Annotated in this window: 19 protein-coding genes and 1 pseudogene; all 20 read left to right on the top strand. The window is 42.4% G+C overall.

Annotated features, from left to right (window positions below):
* Nucleotides 1–95 precede the first annotated feature (95 nt).
* A complete protein-coding gene (nikA, locus tag JOD17_RS20155; protein ID WP_204699750.1) occupies nucleotides 96–1649 on the top strand; it encodes a nickel ABC transporter substrate-binding protein in 1554 nt (517 codons plus the stop codon).
* On the top strand, nucleotides 1633–2583 hold the full coding sequence (locus tag JOD17_RS20150; RefSeq protein WP_204699749.1) for an ABC transporter permease: 951 nt from the start codon (nucleotides 1633–1635) through the stop codon (nucleotides 2581–2583). Before nikA ends, JOD17_RS20150 begins: the two co-directional genes overlap by 17 nt.
* Nucleotides 2576–3385, top strand: a complete 810-nt coding sequence (locus JOD17_RS20145) for an ABC transporter permease (protein ID WP_204699748.1) — start codon at nucleotides 2576–2578, stop codon at nucleotides 3383–3385. Before JOD17_RS20150 ends, JOD17_RS20145 begins: the two co-directional genes overlap by 8 nt.
* The gene (locus tag JOD17_RS20140) at nucleotides 3382–4161 is read left to right on the top strand and encodes an ATP-binding cassette domain-containing protein (RefSeq protein ID WP_204699747.1); all 780 of its coding nucleotides are present in this window, start codon (nucleotides 3382–3384) and stop codon (nucleotides 4159–4161) included. The genes JOD17_RS20145 and JOD17_RS20140 overlap by 4 nt, the downstream gene beginning before the upstream one ends.
* A complete protein-coding gene (locus JOD17_RS20135) occupies nucleotides 4154–4804 on the top strand; it encodes an ABC transporter ATP-binding protein (RefSeq protein WP_204699746.1) in 651 nt (216 codons plus the stop codon). The genes JOD17_RS20140 and JOD17_RS20135 overlap by 8 nt, the downstream gene beginning before the upstream one ends.
* Nucleotides 4805–4833: 29 nt before the next feature.
* A complete protein-coding gene (locus JOD17_RS20130) occupies nucleotides 4834–5796 on the top strand; it encodes a 2-hydroxyacid dehydrogenase (protein WP_204699745.1) in 963 nt (320 codons plus the stop codon).
* Between the two features lie 17 nt (nucleotides 5797–5813).
* Nucleotides 5814–6764 carry a ribose-phosphate diphosphokinase gene (locus tag JOD17_RS20125; RefSeq protein WP_204699744.1) on the top strand — a complete coding sequence of 317 codons (951 nt, stop codon included), beginning with the start codon at nucleotides 5814–5816 and terminating at the stop codon, nucleotides 6762–6764.
* 180 nt (nucleotides 6765–6944) lie between these two features.
* Nucleotides 6945–8582, top strand: a complete 1638-nt coding sequence (locus tag JOD17_RS20120; RefSeq protein ID WP_338028842.1) for a glutathione ABC transporter substrate-binding protein — start codon at nucleotides 6945–6947, stop codon at nucleotides 8580–8582.
* A 565-nt stretch (nucleotides 8583–9147) separates the two neighbouring features.
* Entirely contained in the window at nucleotides 9148–9531 is a 384-nt protein-coding gene (locus JOD17_RS20115) for a DUF192 domain-containing protein (RefSeq protein WP_204699743.1), read from the top strand.
* On the top strand, nucleotides 9521–10285 hold the full coding sequence (locus tag JOD17_RS20110) for a hypothetical protein (protein WP_204699742.1): 765 nt from the start codon (nucleotides 9521–9523) through the stop codon (nucleotides 10283–10285). The genes JOD17_RS20115 and JOD17_RS20110 overlap by 11 nt, the downstream gene beginning before the upstream one ends.
* 28 nt (nucleotides 10286–10313) lie before the next feature.
* Entirely contained in the window at nucleotides 10314–11039 is a 726-nt protein-coding gene (gene cpaB, locus JOD17_RS20105) for a Flp pilus assembly protein CpaB (protein WP_042359283.1), read from the top strand.
* An 18-nt stretch (nucleotides 11040–11057) separates the two neighbouring features.
* Nucleotides 11058–12311, top strand: a complete 1254-nt coding sequence (locus tag JOD17_RS20100; RefSeq protein WP_204699741.1) for a CpaE/TadZ family protein — start codon at nucleotides 11058–11060, stop codon at nucleotides 12309–12311.
* A complete protein-coding gene (locus tag JOD17_RS20095) occupies nucleotides 12311–13693 on the top strand; it encodes a TadA family conjugal transfer-associated ATPase (protein WP_204699740.1) in 1383 nt (460 codons plus the stop codon). Before JOD17_RS20100 ends, JOD17_RS20095 begins: the two co-directional genes overlap by 1 nt.
* Nucleotides 13659–14615, top strand: coding sequence for a type II secretion system F family protein (locus JOD17_RS20090; protein ID WP_204699739.1), 957 nt, complete (start codon nucleotides 13659–13661; stop codon nucleotides 14613–14615). Before JOD17_RS20095 ends, JOD17_RS20090 begins: the two co-directional genes overlap by 35 nt.
* Before the next feature lie 15 nt (nucleotides 14616–14630).
* Complete coding sequence (locus tag JOD17_RS21790) at nucleotides 14631–15527, top strand: type II secretion system F family protein (RefSeq protein WP_204699738.1); 897 nt, start codon at nucleotides 14631–14633, stop codon at nucleotides 15525–15527.
* Between the two features lie 12 nt (nucleotides 15528–15539).
* On the top strand, nucleotides 15540–16001 hold the full coding sequence (locus tag JOD17_RS20080; RefSeq protein ID WP_204699737.1) for an A24 family peptidase: 462 nt from the start codon (nucleotides 15540–15542) through the stop codon (nucleotides 15999–16001).
* Nucleotides 15977–16429 (top strand): TadE/TadG family type IV pilus assembly protein, encoded by a 453-nt coding sequence (locus JOD17_RS20075; RefSeq protein ID WP_052366064.1) that lies wholly within the window; start codon nucleotides 15977–15979, stop codon nucleotides 16427–16429. The genes JOD17_RS20080 and JOD17_RS20075 overlap by 25 nt, the downstream gene beginning before the upstream one ends.
* On the top strand, nucleotides 16426–16878 hold the full coding sequence (locus JOD17_RS20070; RefSeq protein ID WP_204699736.1) for a Tad domain-containing protein: 453 nt from the start codon (nucleotides 16426–16428) through the stop codon (nucleotides 16876–16878). Before JOD17_RS20075 ends, JOD17_RS20070 begins: the two co-directional genes overlap by 4 nt.
* Nucleotides 16879–16910: 32 nt before the next feature.
* Nucleotides 16911–17807, top strand: coding sequence for a hypothetical protein (locus tag JOD17_RS20065; protein WP_204699735.1), 897 nt, complete (start codon nucleotides 16911–16913; stop codon nucleotides 17805–17807).
* A gap of 148 nt (nucleotides 17808–17955) precedes the next feature.
* A pseudogene (locus tag JOD17_RS21650) lies at nucleotides 17956–18561 on the top strand (hypothetical protein); the annotation flags it as partial.

The following is an 18561-nucleotide window of genomic DNA, read 5'->3' as shown; positions in this document are numbered from 1 at the left end:
CATATGATTTTAAGACTGTAATCTACTATTGCGATTTTTTAATTTGTGTAGGTATAGTTAGTATACATACATAGAATTAGAAGGTAGGAGATTCCATGATCAAACGCACATACCTATTTACAGGGATGCTTTTGTTCGTTCTTATAGCTGCTTGTTCAAACGGAAATGTTAAAAGTGAAAGCGATGAATTAGTGATCGCTTGGCCACAAGATATTGGAGCGATGGATCCTAGAGGATATGGAGCATCTCAAATGTTTGCACAAAACTTAATCTTCGAATCACTTGTTCAATATAATGCTGAAGGGGAAATTGAACCATTGCTTGCTGAAGATTGGCAACAAAGTGAAGACGGCAAAACGACGACGTTCTATTTGAGGGAAGATGTGCAGTTTTCAGATGGTAGCCCATTTAATGCTGACGATGTTAAAGCGAATTTTGACAAAGTATTAGACAATCGAGAGCGTCATGCTTGGCTTGAACTAGCCAACCAACTGCAAGAAGTGAATGTGATTGATGAGTATACCGTGGAACTGACGTTAAGTGAGGCATACTATCCTCTGTTCGAAGAGTTGGCACTTGTCCGGCCGTTTAGAATTGCCAAAGAAGTTGATGGTCAATATGTAGGAACAGGCGTCTATGAACTTGAACAACACGATCGAGATGAACGTGCAGTATTTTCTGGAAATGAACACTATTGGTCTGATTCTCCAGACGTTGATCGCTTAGTCGTTCAAGTCATTCCTGACAGTGAATCTAGAATGATGGCGCTTGATAATGGTGAAATTGATCTCGTCTATGGAAATGGTTTGCTTAGTATGGATGCGATTCAATATTTCGAAGACCAAGAAGGGTTTACAGTCAATCAATCGAATCCACAAGCGACACGTACAGCAGTGTTAAATACAAACCGCGGACCTCTGGAAGAGTTGTCTGTACGTCAAGCATTCATACATAGCTTTAATACGAACCAAGTGGTTGAAGATGTTTTTTATGGTACGGAAGAACCTGCTACTGCCTTATTTGGTGACCATGTTCCATATATGCCTTCCGTAGATCCTTATGATTTTGATTCGAATCGTGCAGAACAATTATTGGAAGAAGCCGGTTGGAATCTTGGTGAAGATGGCTTTCGTGTAAAAGACGGCAAACATTTATCACTGTCGTATGTTTACGATGCCAATGATGCGATTCAGCGAACGATCGGTGAGTGGTTGCAGCAAGGTGCAAGTCAGGTTGGCATTTCTGTTCAACTTGAAGGAGTCGACAACCAAGCGTATTTGAATGCACAAAAAAGCGGAGAGTTTGATGTGATTTATCAAGAGACATGGGGTGCTCCGTATGATCCTCACGCTTTTGTTTCATCGATGCGTATTCCAGCACATGCGGATTATCAAGCACAACTAGGGTTGGAGAAAAAGACTGAGATTGACGAGATGATTGATCAAGTCTTCATTGCGACGGAAGAGTCTAAACGTACAGATCTCTATGATGAAATTCTTCAAGAGATTCATGACCAAGCTGTCTATTTACCAATTTCCTATACATCGACCATTGCTGTCTATCATGAAGGGATCAGTGGCGTTGAATTTGCACCAATTCCTTATGAGTTCCAATTAGAAAAGGTTCAAAAAAATGCTCCGGATGCTTAGTTGGCGTCTGTGTGCCTTAGTACCTTCTATTGTGTTGTTATCGTTTGTTGTATTCCTAGCTTTGCACTTAATTCCAGGTGATCCTGCAGTTGCGTATTTATCTGCTTCGCAATTGCCGATTACAGAGGAAGCGATCGAGCGTGTAACGATTGAACTTGGATTAGATCGAACAGTTTGGGAGCAATATGCTTCTTGGGTTTCTTCTGCGCTTACGATGGATTTTGGTACGTCGTATATGACGGGTGAACCCGTGATCGAGGAGTTTTTGTTTTATTTCCCAGCAACGGTCGAACTAAGTGTCTGGGCGTTTCTCATCGTAATTCTTTCTGTCATTGGTTTAGGGAGTGCTTCGGCTTACTACCGCAAGACATGGGTTGATTATAGTAGCCGGCTTTTTTCAATTGTTGGTGCATCTCTACCGTCATTTTGGCTTGGGTTTTTATTGCTTTATGTATTCTCGATGTCACTCGGGATTTTCCCGTCAGGGAACAGGGGCACTGTCGCACACTACGTATTGCCTGTTTTGACACTCGCAATTCCTTACATTGCGATATATAGTCGACTGTTTCGTACGAGTCTCTTGGAAGTTGAGAAGCTCCCGTGGATGTCTCATGCAAGAGCAAGAGGGTTGTCGGAGAAAACGATCTGGCTAAAATTCCAGTTGCGTCACGGAGTCCTTGCTTTACTGCCGGTGCTCGGCATTGTGATGGGGTATCTACTCGCAGGGACGTTTATCGTTGAAAATATCTTCTCGTGGCCAGGAGTCGGCCGTTATATGATGAATGCAATTGTTCAAAGGGATTATCCAGTGATCCAATTTTACATCTTAGTGATTGCCTGTCTGTTTTTACTTATTAATTTGATTGTTGACCTTCTTCAAGCTTGGCTTGACCCTAGACAGCGTCATCAAAAGGGTGGGGTGAAGCATGTCTAGAACCTCGAAAGTTTACATCAGTATGGCAGCAATCGGGCTATTAATGATCTTCATTGCACCACTCGTTATGAACCAAGACCCCTTTTCTGCTCATTCAGCAAACCGTTTATTGCCGCCATCAAGTAGTCATCTGCTTGGTACCGATCATCTGGGGCGTGATTTGTTGAGTCGCATCGTTTACGGAGCAAGATATACCGTGGTAACCGCGCTAGTGATTGTCGTGATTAGCGGTTTAATCGGGATGAGTGTCGGCTTTGTATCCGCGACGTCAGGGGGAGTAATCGATCACGTGTTTATGCGATTCACTGAGTGGATGTCAGCCTTCCCATCTGTGATTTTGGCGTTTTTATTTGTCGGTATAGCTGGACCGGGGTTGCTGAATATTTTGATCGCACTTTCTCTCGTGTTCTGGATCCCAATCGCAAGGCTCGTACGCAACACAACGGTACGAACGATGCAAGAACCTTATTATGAATCGGCGATAATTAGTGGAGTGCCTTACGTGAAAAGAATTCAAAGGCATCTTGTTCCCGCAATCTTACCGCAGGTGCTCGTTTTGCTCGCTTTAAACGTAGGGAGTGCCATGCTTCATATTGCGGGTTTTTCATTTTTAGGCATTGGAATTCAACCACCGTTACCAGAGTGGGGCGCAATGTTAAATGAAAGTCGCTCTTATTTTTATGCAGCGCCATGGCTCATGATTGTTCCTGGAACGGCGATTTTTCTCGTTGTATTTTTTTGGAATGGGTTATCAGAGCGAATGCGTGATGAGTTTGATCAGAAAAGGGGAAGTGGTTTATGATCGAGGTGAATAACTTAGCTGTCAAAACAGAGACTCAAATGCTTTTAGAACCTCTATCATTTTGTATACAAAAAGGTGAAAGCATCGGTGTTTTAGGTGAGAGTGGTGCAGGGAAGACGATGTTAACGATGGCGTTGTTACAACTTTTATCAAGTCCGCTTCAAGTAGAAGGAAGCGTCATTGTTCACGATCAAGATCTCAGTGTATTATCGAATGAGCAGTTACGGTCCGTACGTGGCAATACACTTGGATATGTACCACAAAATGTACAAGCGATCTTTGATCCTTATCGAAAGATTGGCGTACAGATGGTTGAGACGATCCGAGCTCACGAACGAACCACAAAGCGTGAAGCAAAAAGAACAGCGATGGCGTCTTTAAGAGAAGTGCAGTTAAAAGATGAACATTATCACTTTTTTCCTTTTCAGTTAAGTGGAGGAATGTTGCAACGGGCAGGGATGGCGCTCGTTTTCTCACTTCAACCAGAACTTGTTATTGCGGATGAACCAACTACAGCACTTGATAAAGAGACGAAAACGGTCATCTTGGAATTGCTATTACGAAAACAACGAGAAGAGGGACTTTCCATTCTATTTGTGAGTCATGAAATTGACGTCATTAAGAAAATGGTCACCCGAATTCTTGTTCTTGAAAACGGGAAATGCGTGGAACGTGGGTCGGTCGACCAACTCATGAACGAACCATCCAGTGATCGCTTGAAAAGCTTTCTTCATTATGAAGTCGTTCTAGGAAGAGGTACGATGAAGAATGATTAACATGCAAAACGTAACATTCCGCTACAGTAAGCGATCACCAATTCTACTTAAAGATTTGTCATTAACGATCGAACAAGGGTCTTCGGTTGCTCTCTTAGGAAGAAGTGGGAGTGGGAAAACGACGCTAAGCCGCTTGTTATTAGGATTGATAAAGCCAACAGAGGGGAACATCATCATAAAAGGGGAAGTAGCAACTAAGGCGTCTAAAGGTGTTGGACAACTCGTTCATCAATACCCAGAGTCTTCTCTGAACTCGAAACGTAGCATTGTGGAGAGTGTTGAGGAACCGCTGTTGAGATTGGGGCTCAGTCGTATAGAAAGGGTAAGGCAAGTACGAGAGATGCTTCTAGACGTAGGGCTAGATGAGTCGTTTCTTTACAGGCATCCACATCAATTGAGTGGTGGTCAGCTTCAACGTGTTTGTATTGCCAGAGCTCTCGTTGCAAAACCAGCGTTTGTTGTATTAGATGAAGTGGTGAATCGTTTAGACGTCCAAACGAAAGTGACACTGCTAGATTTATTACGTGAGTTGAGGCACTCTCATCAACTGACGTATTTATTTGTTACCCATGATGTGACAAGTGCGAAGTATACGTGCGATACGATTTACAAGTTGGAGAATGGAGCGATTCAGTTGCAATAAGTACAAAATTAAAGAAAAGGAGGGATTATATGAAGAAGATCTATGTAACGAGAAAGTTGCCTGGTGTTATTATGGACCGTCTGCATGAGAACTTCGATGTGAATTATTGGGATGATGAGGACGAGCCAGTACCTCGGGATGTTTTATTACGTGAGATGAAAGAGTGTGAAGGTCTGTTCTGTATGCTCACAGAAACGATTGATGAAGAGCTTCTAGATGCAGCGCCCAAATTAAAAATCGTTGCAAATCTTGCCGTTGGTTATAACAACATCGATATAGAAGCAGCAAAAAATCGCAATGTAATTGTGACAAACACCCCTGGCGTGTTGTCTGAAACGACTGCAGATTTGACGTTTGCGCTCATGCTTGCCTCTGCAAGAAGGCTTGTTGAAACGTCAGAAGTCGTTCGGAATGGAACGTGGGGGGCGTGGTCGCCGATGCACTATACTGGACAAGACGTTCACGGCAAAACGCTTGGTATCATTGGGCTCGGTAGGATTGGTGAGGCGGTTGCAAAACGCTCGACTGGGTTTGATATGAACGTGCTGTACCATAATCGTAGACGAAACGAAGAGGCGGAGTCTAGGTTAGGGGTTACGTATGTTTCATTCAACGAACTCTTAAAGCATTCAGATTTTATTGTGCTACTTTTGCCATATAGTAAATCAAACCATCACTTGATTGGAAGTCAAGAAATTGGTTTAATGAAAAAGGAAGCAATTTTAATTAATACTGCACGAGGCGGTCTTGTAGATGAAGGCGCTTTATATCATGCTTTAGAAAAGCGGGAGATTTATGGAGCTGGTTTAGATGTTTTTGAAGAAGAGCCAGTACCTTTGACGAATCCGCTACTGCAATCAAAGTATGTCACGACTTCTCCACATATCGGCAGTGCAAGTATTGAAACACGTCTTCATATGTGTCATCTTGTAACTGATAATCTAATTCACGTACTAAGTGGTAGAGACCCACTTACACCCGTGACAAAATAGGAAGGTAGAACAAACTCATGGATTACCATTTAAATGACAAGTTCAAGATTTTCAGCTTAAACTCAAATCAAGCCCTCACCGAAGAGATCGTCAGACACCTAGGTTGTGAACTCGGCCGCAGTTCTGTAAAACGTTTTAGTGATGGGGAAATTCAAATTTCCATTGAGGAGAGCGTTCGCGGTTGCGAAGTGTATGTCGTACAATCAACGTCATTCCCAGGTAACGAGAACATTATGGAACTTCTCATTATGGTCGACGCATTAAAGCGTGCGTCGGCAAAACGCATCAATGTCGTTATGCCTTATTACGGTTATGCTAGGCAAGATCGTAAGGCTCGCTCACGCGAACCAATTACTGCAAAACTCATTGCAAATCTACTCGAAACAGCGGGTGTGACTCGTGTCATCACGATGGACCTTCACGCTCCGCAAATTCAAGGATTCTTTGATATGCCAGTCGATCAACTGCAAGGTGTTCCGATTCTATCAGAGTACTTCGCAGACAAGAACTTAGAAGATGTTGTCGTCGTCGCACCAGATAACGGCGGTGTTGTACGCGCTCGTAAGATGGCTGAAGCACTCAATGCCCCAATTGCGTTTATCGATAAACGTCGTCCGCAGCCAAACGTCGCTGAAGTAATGAATATCGTAGGTGAATTCAAAGGCCGTAATGCCATTATCATTGATGATTTAATTGATACGGCTGGAACGATTACACTTGCTGCGAATGCGTTGATTGAGAATGGTGCAAAAGCTGTCTATGCTTGTTGTACGCACCCGGTTCTATCAGGACCAGCAATTAGTCGAATTGAAGGTTCACCAATTAAGGAACTTGTCATTACGAATTCAATTCAGTTACCAGAAGACAAGCTATCAGATAAAATTACAACACTATCGATTGCACCGCTCGTTGCTGATGCAATTAACCGTGTTCATAACGAAGTGTCCGTGAGTTCGCTTTTTGATTAATAGGTAAAGAGATTAGACGACAATTTTCGTCTAATCTCTTTATTTTTTTCTATTTTGACCGATAAAATGACAGAATACTAACAAAATATGTAAGAAATTGCATTGTAGTTGTATAATTATTAACGAGTGTTTATAATAGTTTTACAACTAGAAGTAATCAAACAACTAGGAGGAATAATTGTGAAGAAATTTAAACGACATTGGATTGGCGGTGCATTCGCTTTATCGATGGCAAGCCTAATGGTCGCTTGTTCTGATGATACGGCGGTTGATTCTGATGAAGTTCCGGCAGATGAGAATGGTGAAGAGACTGGAGATTCAGAAGAAGCAGTTAGCTCAGATGGTGGTGGCGACCTCATCATTGCAATTGAGGCGGACGCTGTAGATTTAAATCCACATGGTTCAAATGATACGGCATCAACACATATTCGTACGAACATCTATGAAGGCCTCGTTCAACACGATGAGAACATGGAATTACAACCGGGACTTGCAGAGGATTGGGAGCAAGTCGATGAACTTACTTGGGAGTTCCAACTCGTTGAAGGCGTTGAATTTACAGATGGGACACCATTTAATGCCGATGCGGTCGTTGCGAACTTAGAGCGTGTCAATGATCCTGAATTAGCATCTCCGCGTTCTTTCATGTACGAGATGATTGAAGAAGTGAACGCTATGGATGAGTATACGGTGGAGATTATTACTGAATATCCGTTTGCGCCAATTCTTGCTCACCTTGCACATGACGCTGGTGGGATGATTAGTCCAACAGCGATTGAGGATGAGGCGAATGGCGAACATAACATTGATGTTGACCCTGTAGGAACCGGTCCATTTGTACTTGATAACTGGGTACAAGGAAATGAAATCGTCCTTACACGTAATGAAGATTATTGGCGTGGGCCTGTTGCGCTTGATTCAGCTACATACCGTGTCGTTGATGAACAACTAACACGGATCGGAATGTTCGATACGGGTGAAGCGCATATTGTAAACGCAATTGAACCGGCAAACGTCGGACAAATAGAAAACAGTGATTCTGGAGATGTATCAGCTGTAGAAAGCTTACGACTAGATTATCTCGGGTTCAACAATACGGTGGAGCCACTTGATGATCCAGATGTGCGACTAGCCATCTCTAAAGCCATTAACAAAAACGAAATCGTAGAAGGAATCTTCCAAGGATACGGTGTAGAAGCAATTGGACCAGTGAGCCCGATGGCATTTGGATTTAGTGAAGATGTAGATCCCGTTGACTATAACCTTGAAGAAGCAGAACAATTGTTAGCAGATGCAGGGTATGAAGATGGATTCTCAGTAGAACTTATGGTTCAATCAGGAAATACAATCAATACGCAGATGGCAGAAGTCATTCAGGATCAACTGTCACAACTGAACATTGATGTTTCATTGCAACAAACCGAGTGGGGTGCATTACTTGATGCAACCGATGAGGCGAACTATGAAATGGTTATGCTCGGTTGGACGACTGTAACGGGTGATGCGGATTATGGTACGCACGCACTGTTCCATTCTGACAACCACGGACCTCCAGGAAACAATACGTTCTACACAAATGAAGACGTTGACCAACTACTTGACGATGCTCGTCGTGAGACAGACGACGAAGCGCGTGTAGAGCTGTACCGTCAAGTTGCAGAGACGGTTAACGAGGAAGTGCCACTGTTCCCGATCGTTCATGATCAATTCAGAGCAGGTGTTTCAAGCGATGTAGAAGGGTTTATTCAACTCCCTCACGGTGTATTTGATTTACGCGAAACAACTGTTTCAAGTGATGCATCTGATGGTGGTTACTAAATACTCAGAGCCGATTGTCACTTTCTAGTGATGATCGGTTTTTTTGTGCACATGTGGATAAGCGAAATGTCAATCGATAGAGATGGTTTGTTATTCTTGTATAACATTTGCTTTGTTTCAATACGGAGCGAATGATCATCGGGACTCATGGGGATTGGAGCGAATTTTGATCTAATAAGGTTAGATTTTAAGGTGTATTGATTTGAGGATTTTCACATGCTCGGTTTGTTTATTCTATTAGTTTAAAATTAAAGTGATTGATTTAATAAATTTGTAAACTGAATAACGAAAAAAAGGACTAATGACACGGGATTTGAAGGTCCTAAGTTTCAGTGCAATTCGACCTCTTGACTAAAATACGACAATCCGTACCAAAGGACTTGTCATAAAGTGCGGATTAATTGTTATTTTCGGCACAATAGATTTCCAGTAAATGTAAAATGGTGTTACAGATCTAGTTATCTGAATCTTCATTACTTGATTTGTTTTTATAATATGGTACTTTACTGTACTATGAGCAACTACTGAACTAAGAAAATACTCAAATAGTAGATAGGGAGAATCTATGGTCTGGATTCAAGGATCAAAAACAGTTCTTGTGGATCAGTTAATGATTGCAAATGGATACGTTTCAAGATTAAAAGGACTACTTGGGAAAAATAACTTGGGAGATCGAGAGGGGCTATTGTTGTATCCTTGTCAGCAAGTTCATACGTGGTTCATGAGATTTCCAATTGACTGTGTTTATTTAGAGAAAATTAATAATAATGAGTATCAAATTAAAGAAGCGTTCGAGAATGTTGCACCGTGGAAAATGCTGCCGTACGCAAAGTCGGTATACGGCGTTTTGGAGCTAAGAAGTGGCGCGGTTTTAGAATATGGACTTCAAAAAGGGCAGTGTCTCTATATAGATCCTAATGGAAGAAAGGAAGGTAAAGATGGACATTAGCAAGGAACAAACACAGCCACAAACGTTTAAAGACTTGATACGCAACATGAGTCAAAACGGAAAGCGAGTGTTCTTAGTCTCTATACCTGGGACGCTGCTTATCAGTTTTCCTCTCATAACGGTATTATTTTTCTTTTTTGATTACATGATTCAACTAGGCATGAGCGTTGTTGAGATTGAGGCATTACGTATTTTTAATCAAGCGCTACTGTTTAGTGTTCTAGGAGTTCATGTGTTTTATTTGTTATTACTCGATCGAGAGCTTCCTTTTAAGAAGCGTGTACTAACGGGTTTAAAAAAGACTGCTCTAGTGTTTCCGACGATTATTGTTGCGACAATTCTTTATACGGTGCTTACGACGTTTGGGTTAGCGCTCCTCGTTATACCAGGCTTAATCATCTACGCTTATCTAGGTTTATTTGCTCAGACGATCGCTTTTGAAAATAAAGGAATCGTTAAGTCCTTAATGCGAAGCCGTCAACTTGTAATTGGTTCATTTTGGCGAATACTAGGTCTGTTATTGCTCACCATTATCTCATCCAATGTACTCATCGTAGGTGCAGAAATCCTCTTTCTATTCATGTTAGGAACCCCAATATTCTGGGTGGATATCGTCATTAATACAATACTATACCTTTTTATGATGCCATTTATCGGCTCATTGTATATGAGCATGTATTTTGATTTACGAGCACGACAAGAAGCATTTGATTATGCTGTGTTTTCAAAAGAGCGTGGGCAATTGGTTTCGTAATGAATGAGACGGGTCAGGAGGATCATCGATGTTTGCTAAATTAAGTTGGCGTTTAATTCTTATACTTGGTAGTGCTGGGTTAATTGCTTATTTAACCTTTCAATATTTAAATTCTTTGCAACAGACAACTGCAGTTGTCGTAAGTGATCGAACGATTGCTGAGCAAACAGAAATTACAGAAGAGATGTTAACGACTGTGAATGTAGAGGCAAGTGCAGTAGAGACGCTTCTTCCAAACCGGGTTCAAGATCCTGAATCTGTGATTGGTGCGATTACACGACAAGAGATTGAATCTGGGAAGCCGGTGTTGTTAGATCCTGAACAGATTGTGTTTCCAGAGGATGCCGCAGAATATGTAACAGCTTCAGGAAATATTGATTCGTCCGAATTTATTCCTGACGAAATGCGTTTATATACATTAGCGTTAAGTCCACAAGCCGCTGTGGATAACTCTTTGCAAAAAGGAGACCACGTTGATGTCGTGTACACAGCAGAAGATGGTCAAGGGGAGTTCTACTCTCGAATGCTCATTCAGTTTGCAGAAGTGTATGAAGTAGAGTCCTACAATGAAGATTCACTTGCAGATTTGGCAAAAGATTCAACGGTGCAACATGTGACGTTACTCGTGAATCCACAGGAGGTTGTGGCGCTCGGAAATGCGGTTGAAAACGGCTCATTAAGCTTAGCGTTAAACCCTTCAAATGGTGAGTCAATTGATTTGGAGATTATAAGAGAATCAACACTAGAAAGCTAGAAAAGGAGGTGCCTATTCATGGATGCAGATTTCATTCCGGGTCGACATTCAAGCGAGTCATTGACTGTTGCAATTATTGATCAAGACCCAAGTTACCGCGCAGATATTAACCGGTATTACGAACAAAGTGAAGATCTAGTATCAGTCATTTTTCAAGGAGAAACATTGACAGATTTGTACGAATATCTAGGAAACCATACCGTTGATATTCTTTTAATTAACGTTGAGGCTACAAATGCAGATCCAGCGTGGTATCGCAATTTATTAAACTATAATACCCAAAAAATCATCCTCGTTGCTGAGCAACTTCATATCGTTCGAGAAACCGAGTTGATTCATGAAAACGTTGATCTCATTTATAAGTACACACCGATGGGAACGTACACTCAGAAGATGCTATCGTTCACGCCAATCGGCCAAGATAAAGATATTTTCACGAGTGTAAATGCAGCTGCAAAAGAGCATACCGACAAAAAGATCTCGTTGTTTTACTCTCCAAAAGGAGGCGTCGGTACGACGACGATTGCGGTTAACACAGCCGCTCAACTGACGTTAAAAGACAAAAACGTATTACTCGTAGACTTCGCCCTGTTCGGTCATGTTTCTGTTGCATTTAATCTTCCACAAGGAACAAAAGGTCTATCTGATGTCGTCACTTACTTGGAACAAGGTCGTCAAGACGACGAGGAGCTTGATGAAGTATTGCGCCAATCCATTGAAACGGTCAGCCTTCAAGGGAAGAAATTAAGTGTACTAAGTGCAGGGTCGCCGCTGAAGATGGCAGCTTTATCGCTCGATCATACAGACCGAATTATGGAAGCATTGCAACGGCTAGACTATGACATGATCGTCGTTGATTCTTCGACAGACTTGTCTGAACGTAACATTTCATTAATGAGTAATGCGACAGATTTGTTCTTCGTCTTAACGACAGATGTTGCAGCAAACTGGTCGATGTTATCTTCTGTGGATATTATTCGTAAGCTTCATCGCCCGTTGCAAAATCGTTATCTTATCATTAACGCTTACCATGATTCAATTGGATTCCCGATTTCTGAAATGGAATCCATGTTATCCATGAAAGTATCAGCAGTGATTCCACATAAATACGAGCAAGTACAAGGGTACGCAAACCGTGGCATTGTGATGGCAGAAAAGCCAGCGCTAAAGATTAATAAGCATTACCGCAGTATTGCAAACTTAATTGAGCCGATGTTCGAGAAGAAAGAAGTAGCGAAACGCAACGGCTTAAGAAAAGGGGTGCTTGCGTAATGGGAATCGAACAAGCGATTAAACGTAAGCAACGACAAAATGAAGGACATGAAGCGCTGTGGAACGAGGACTTAGATGTCGAGGTTGATCAACTAAAGCAGTCGGTTCGTGAAGACATTGTTAAACAAGGAAACAAAGATCATAAGATTTTAAGCAATAACGATCGATTACGGGCAGCGGTTTGGTATTCACTCGAGCAGAAAGAGACGATGAATCATCAAGATTTGCTGTTAACGACAGATGAGCGGAAGTTGCTTACAGATGAAATTATGCAACAGCTCATCGGCTACGGAATTATTGATCCACTCGTACGCAGGCAAGACATTACGGAGATTATGATTAATGGTACCGATGACGTGTTTATTGAGGAGAACGGTCGTCTCGGCTATGCCTATGATGAAGACGGAGAGCGCATTCGCTTCAAATCAGAAGCGGACCTCTTAACGATTATCGAGAAGATTGTAGCACCGATTAACCGGAAGATCGATGAAGCGAATCCGATCGTAGATGCACGACTTCCTGATGGTTCACGTGTAAACGTCGTGATTCGTCCGATCTCACTCGGCGGGCCGATCATTACGATTCGAAAGTTCCCAAGTGATCCTTTTACGATGGAGAAGCTAATCGACTTCGGTGCACTCGATATGCCGATTGCTGAATGGCTTCAAAAACTTGTAGAGGCAAAGTACAACATCGTCATTTCTGGGGGAACAGGTTCAGGGAAGACGACCTTTCTTAACGCATTGAGCATGTACATTCCAAATCACGAACGTGTGATTACAGTTGAGGATTCCGCGGAGCTGAAGCTTACACAAATTCAGAACTTAGTCAGTCTAGAAACAAGACCTGCAAATGTGGAAGGCAAAGGTGAAATTACGATGCGAGATCTCGTTCGTACGGCTCTTCGAATGCGTCCAGATCGCATTGTTGTCGGTGAGGTTCGTGGTGGAGAAGCTTTGGACATGTTGCAGGCGATGAATACCGGTCATGACGGTTCTTTAACGACAGGACACGCTAATTCGTCAGTCGATATGTTATCGCGGTTAGAGACGATGGTGCTCATGTCTGGTCTTGATTTACCGATTCCAGCAATTCGTAGACAAATCTCTTCTTCGGTTGAGTTAATTGTTCAACTCGGAAGATTGCGAGATGGCTCGAGGCGTGTGTTACAAATCACTGAAATTCTCGGTGAAGAACAAGGCGAAATTCAACATCGCGACTTGTTTCATTTCAAGATTAACGCAGAAGAAAGCACAAAAGATAAAGTCGTCGGTAGGTTAGTGCCGACAGGTGCAGCGATGGAACAAGTAGAAAAGTGGCAATCCGCAGGTTACGGAGAGCAACCGCTTGAAGAACCAACGATGGTCCATCACTATTCTTGAGGAGTGGACGAGCATGCTTTTGACTTATATAGCGATTGTGGTACTGCTTTTGATTATGTTAAAAGCAATTGTTGAACTCACACAAATACTCATCTATGGGACCGTGCCACAGAAAAAAATACTAGAAAAATCATTCAAGCGTTTAGAAGGTAGAAAGAAATCGGTGTACAGTACAAAGTCAACCGAAGAGCGTCAAGCTTCAAAGCGTCGAATGAATATGCTCCAAGCAGCCGCGATCTGTTTGATTCTGTTTTTGCTAGGGATGATGTTGTTCCGAAGCGTGTTCTTTGCAATAATGATTGCTCTTTTAGGCCTGCTCTATCCGAAAGTAAAGGCAAGTCACGATCAGCAAAAGCAAGAGAAAGTCATGTTGTTGCAATTTAGAGATGCGATTCTTTCATTGGCAAGCTCATTGAAAGCAGGTACATCTCTCCAAGTTGCTTTACGCCGTTGTGAAACGGACATGACTCGTGAGTTGCAGCTTCAAAACGACAAGCCGATGCTTGATGCATTGGAGCGAATCAACGGAGATATTCAACTAGGCACGCCTGTAGAGGATGCATTACAAACGTTTAAGAACGAACACGACATTGAAGATATTGCCCAATTCGTAGATGCCATTATTATGACGAGAACAAAGGGTGGCAATTTAGCAGATGTGATTGATAACACGGCAGAATCGATTTCAGACAAAATTATGATTCAACAAGAAATTAAAGTCGCAACGGCACAAAAGAAAATGGAAGCATCACTGCTAACATTTATGCCCGTTGGAATTGTCGTCATACTGATGATGCTAAATCCAGATTATATGCAACCGATGTACGATCAAACACTTGGAACGTTTATGTTATTTGCCGCGGTGCTTATGCTTATCGCGAATTACTTCATCGGTAGAAAGGTGACGAACATCGATGTGTAAAAGGAGGGATCGGACGTGGCTATCATCATATCCGCATTGATGTTTCTGTTTATTGTTCTACTGTTAACACCTAGGCAATGGGTGGAAGCGAGTAGCATTAAGAAACGTCTCGCTGTAGAAGAGGAAGTGCTCATTGAAGAAGAACGCCGCTTTACCATTCGTAAAGCAACACCTGCTGTGATGAGAATGCTCTCACTCGTTAACTTTCGATTATCGATTGAAAGAAGAGAACAACTTGAGACCAAAATCCAAATGGCAGGAAAAGCAGAGAAGTACCGTGTGGAAGACATTTTAACGATGAAAATGATAACCGCAGTGAGCTTGATGAGTTACTTTCTTTTTCTAGGAGTTGTTGCCAGCAGTCCGATGCTTTTCCTAGTTGCTATGGTAACCGCACTTATGGGCTATATTCTTCCAGAACATTGGTTAAAAATCTTAGGAAGCAAACGGAAAGATCAAATTAAGAAAGAGTTACCGTATGTGATCAATGCAATCGCAATTATGAGTGAGGCGGGATTAAACCTGGTGCCTGCTATGAAAGAAGTTGCGGATAAGAAAAAGGGTGTACTTGCTGACGAATTGCAAATGGTCATTCGCGATGTGTCGGTCGGTGTCTCACAAGTTACAGCATTAGAACGCTTGGCTGAGCGCTGTCAAGTTGATGAGGTGAACCGTTTTGTATCGGCTGTCACTCAGAACCTTGAACGAGGGGCTTCCGGTGTAACGAGAGTTCTTCGCAATCAAGCAAGTGAAGTGTGGCAACAGCGTAAGAAGAAAGCCCAAGAGCTTGGGGAGAAAGCGTCAATGAAATTGTTCCTCCCACTCTTACTTTTAGCGTTTCCAGCGACGGCAATCTTCCTTCTTGGTCCGGCCATTTTAGGTGTGATGGACTTTATCTTATCAATGAATTAAGAGGAGGAGCCCATGGTTTCAATCATCCTATTAGCTACAACACTGCTCATCGCTACCATTATTGATTTAAGAACGTGGAAAATTCCTAATTGGTTAACGTTATCAGCTACAGTCATCGGTGTCACACACAACAGTGTGATGTACGGATTAGATGGTCTGTTTACGAGTTTGCTTGGGATGGTGATTGGGTTTGCAATCTTCTTTTGTTTTTATTTAATGAAAGCTTACGGTGCTGGTGATGTGAAGTTAATGGCAGCAATCGGTGCCATCATGGGAGTTCCTTTTATTCTGTATAGTTCAATCATCATTGTACTCATTGGCGGTCTCGTATCAATTGTCGTACTCATTGTTCGGCATCAACAACGTCGAAAAGATAACTTGGCAAAAAATCAAATGAACACAGCGTTTCCGTTTAGTCTTTGGATTACTGTAGGGAGTGTGTTAACGGTATGGCAAATGTATCCGCAACTGTAAGTCCTAGGCCGAAGCGATTTTGGCGAAGGGAAGAAGGACAATCACTTGCAGAGTTCGGCCTTGTAGCGCCGATCATGTTGATGATTGCGATTGGTGTACTTTTACTTGGGTATTTTGTGTACTCACAAATTATTGTAGTTTCTGCCGCTAATCAAGGTGCACGCGCTGGCAGTGCCATCAGTGCCGATCTTGAGGCAAACCCTGGACAAATGATACAAGTTGCACAATCAACAGCAGAATCGACGTTAAGTCAAGGATTGAACATTAATCAAGGCCAAGTCTCGTCAGTCGTAAGCGGAGATCAATTCCAAACGACCGTGTCCTATGAATTCCGGTTTCCAGTAGGTATACCTGGTACAAACATTCCAACATCCTACGTGATCGAGCATACGTCGAGCTATCACATATGGGGGCGAGATGACGAATGAAGCGATGGCTAAACGATGAAGAAGGCGGCGTGTATCCTTTAGCAGCAGGCATTATCATTTTTGTTCTTGCGTTTGGGGGACTGCTCATCGATGGTGGCATGACCATCTATCACCATACGAAACTATCAAGTGCAGTTGACGCTGCCACCGTTGCAACGCTAGATGCTTATGACCGAGAGTTGTGGGAAGAGTCGGGAGAGATCTCGTTAAATGATAACGAAGTCCGTGCCATTGCGACCCGCTATTTAACACAGAACATGGAAGAGGCTTCAATACGAAACTTAACGATTGATGCCTCTAGAAATCGCGTCACCTTAGAAGCAAGTGCAACCGCTCCGTTATTCTTCATGGCGATGTTTAATCGATACGAGACCGAAGTTCAAGCTTCAGCCTCTGCGAGTCTCGATGATTCAAACTTTGAAGGCGGAGAAGAAGAGACTGATGACTAACATCAATAGAATGGAACGAATGGAGATGATGAATGGTGTCTCAAAACCTAAATTTCCTTGGTTTTTCTAAAGCGAAAGGTATCTATCAAAAAGCTTATGAACCTTATATGGAAAAAAGAGAGCAGGCGGTAATGTCTTTGCCGATTGTTATTCAAGAGCAAGAATATCGACTCCTTTATTCAAAAACAACATTGGAGCCTTTATATACAAAAATGATTGTACTTTACAACGACGGTCAGGTTGTCTTTGATACAGACGAAACACATCGGTGTTTATATGCCAGCCATGGTCTTACATTGTATAAAGAGCCCGAAAGTCAATTTGATTACGATGTGCGGCAAGGTGAACCAAAACGAAGAAGCTCGGAAATAGAAGGTTTAAAGAAGTTAATCGATCAAGGGTCAGGATTGTTTGATCAGACAGAACAAGAGGTCATTAAAAACCATTTAGAGTATTACATCGGTCTCAAAGAGGTTGGAAAGCCGTTAAGCGAGGTTGGTCAACAACTGATTGATCATAAAAGGGAACTTGAGCGATCAGAAAAAGTGACTGAGGAGCAATTATTAAGTGCCATTGAATTATATGACGAACGAACAAAACAGAGAGATGCTGTTGAACGATTGCTTTTCTCAAATGGTGAATATACTCGCAAAGATACTAATAATTTATTTCGAAAACATCGAAGAGACATTATTAAATTAATCGGAAGGAGAACGTATCGAAGAATTGTTAATGAAATTAAAGGAGCTGAAAACGCATCTCCAAGAATTATTAGAGAAACTAATCAAGTATATGAACGAAACATGAATTCCAAAACAGACTTTTTAACTTTCCTAGATCAAAAACCTACAGTTAAAGAAATGTTCATTAACCAGTCAGAGAAGGTCATGGATTTAGCTTGGATTCTTTCTAGTAATTATACGAAATAGATTTCGCTTTTCGTAGTTTCGAAAAGGAGGTGTGTAAGTTGATTAATATAAATGCTCCTTAAACAAACGAATTACGAAGTGCAGCAATTGACCATTGATCATGAAACTGTTTAATTGCTTTTAATAAGTATTTTAAGGAGGTGAAAGTATGAGACTCAGAAACAAGCTACTTCAAAAGATCTTTATTATTTTTGCAGCAGTAAGTTTTGTTTTTGCTACACCTTTTAGTTTTACGAGCATTGCATTAGCCGAAGATGGTGAAGCTATTGCCCCTCCCGGTGTAGGTATAGACGGTGCAGATGAAAAAACAGACATTCGTAGCGGTAATGGATCTTCAAGTTCTGGGAATTCTGGCCCATCTGTAGGAAGAGAAGGCTCTCCTAATTCACCTGGTTGGTCGGAGATCGGTGGCAATCGTCCAGGTCCTGAAAGTCCAAGTGGTGGTAACTCAGGCACGGGACCAGGCGGTCAAGGTCCAGGTGGAGGATATCCAGGCACGGGACCAGGCGGTCAAGGTCCAGGTGGAGGATATCCAGGCACGGGACCAGGCGGTCAAGGTCCAGGTGGAGGATATCCAGGAATGGGACCAGGCGGCCAAGGTCCAGGTGGAGGATATTCAGGAATGGGACCAGGCGGTCAAGGTCCAGGTGGAGGATATTCAGGAATGGGACCAGGCGGTCAAGGTCCAGGTGGAGGATATCCAGGAATGGGACCAGGCGGTCAAGGTCCAGGTGGAGGATATCCAGGAATGGGA

Source organism: Geomicrobium sediminis (assembly GCF_016908595.1).
Classification (GTDB): domain Bacteria; phylum Bacillota; class Bacilli; order Bacillales; family Marinococcaceae; genus Geomicrobium_A; species Geomicrobium_A sediminis.
The sequence above is the reverse complement of the archived record's forward strand: the minus strand, read 5'-3'. Positions and strand labels throughout refer to the sequence as shown.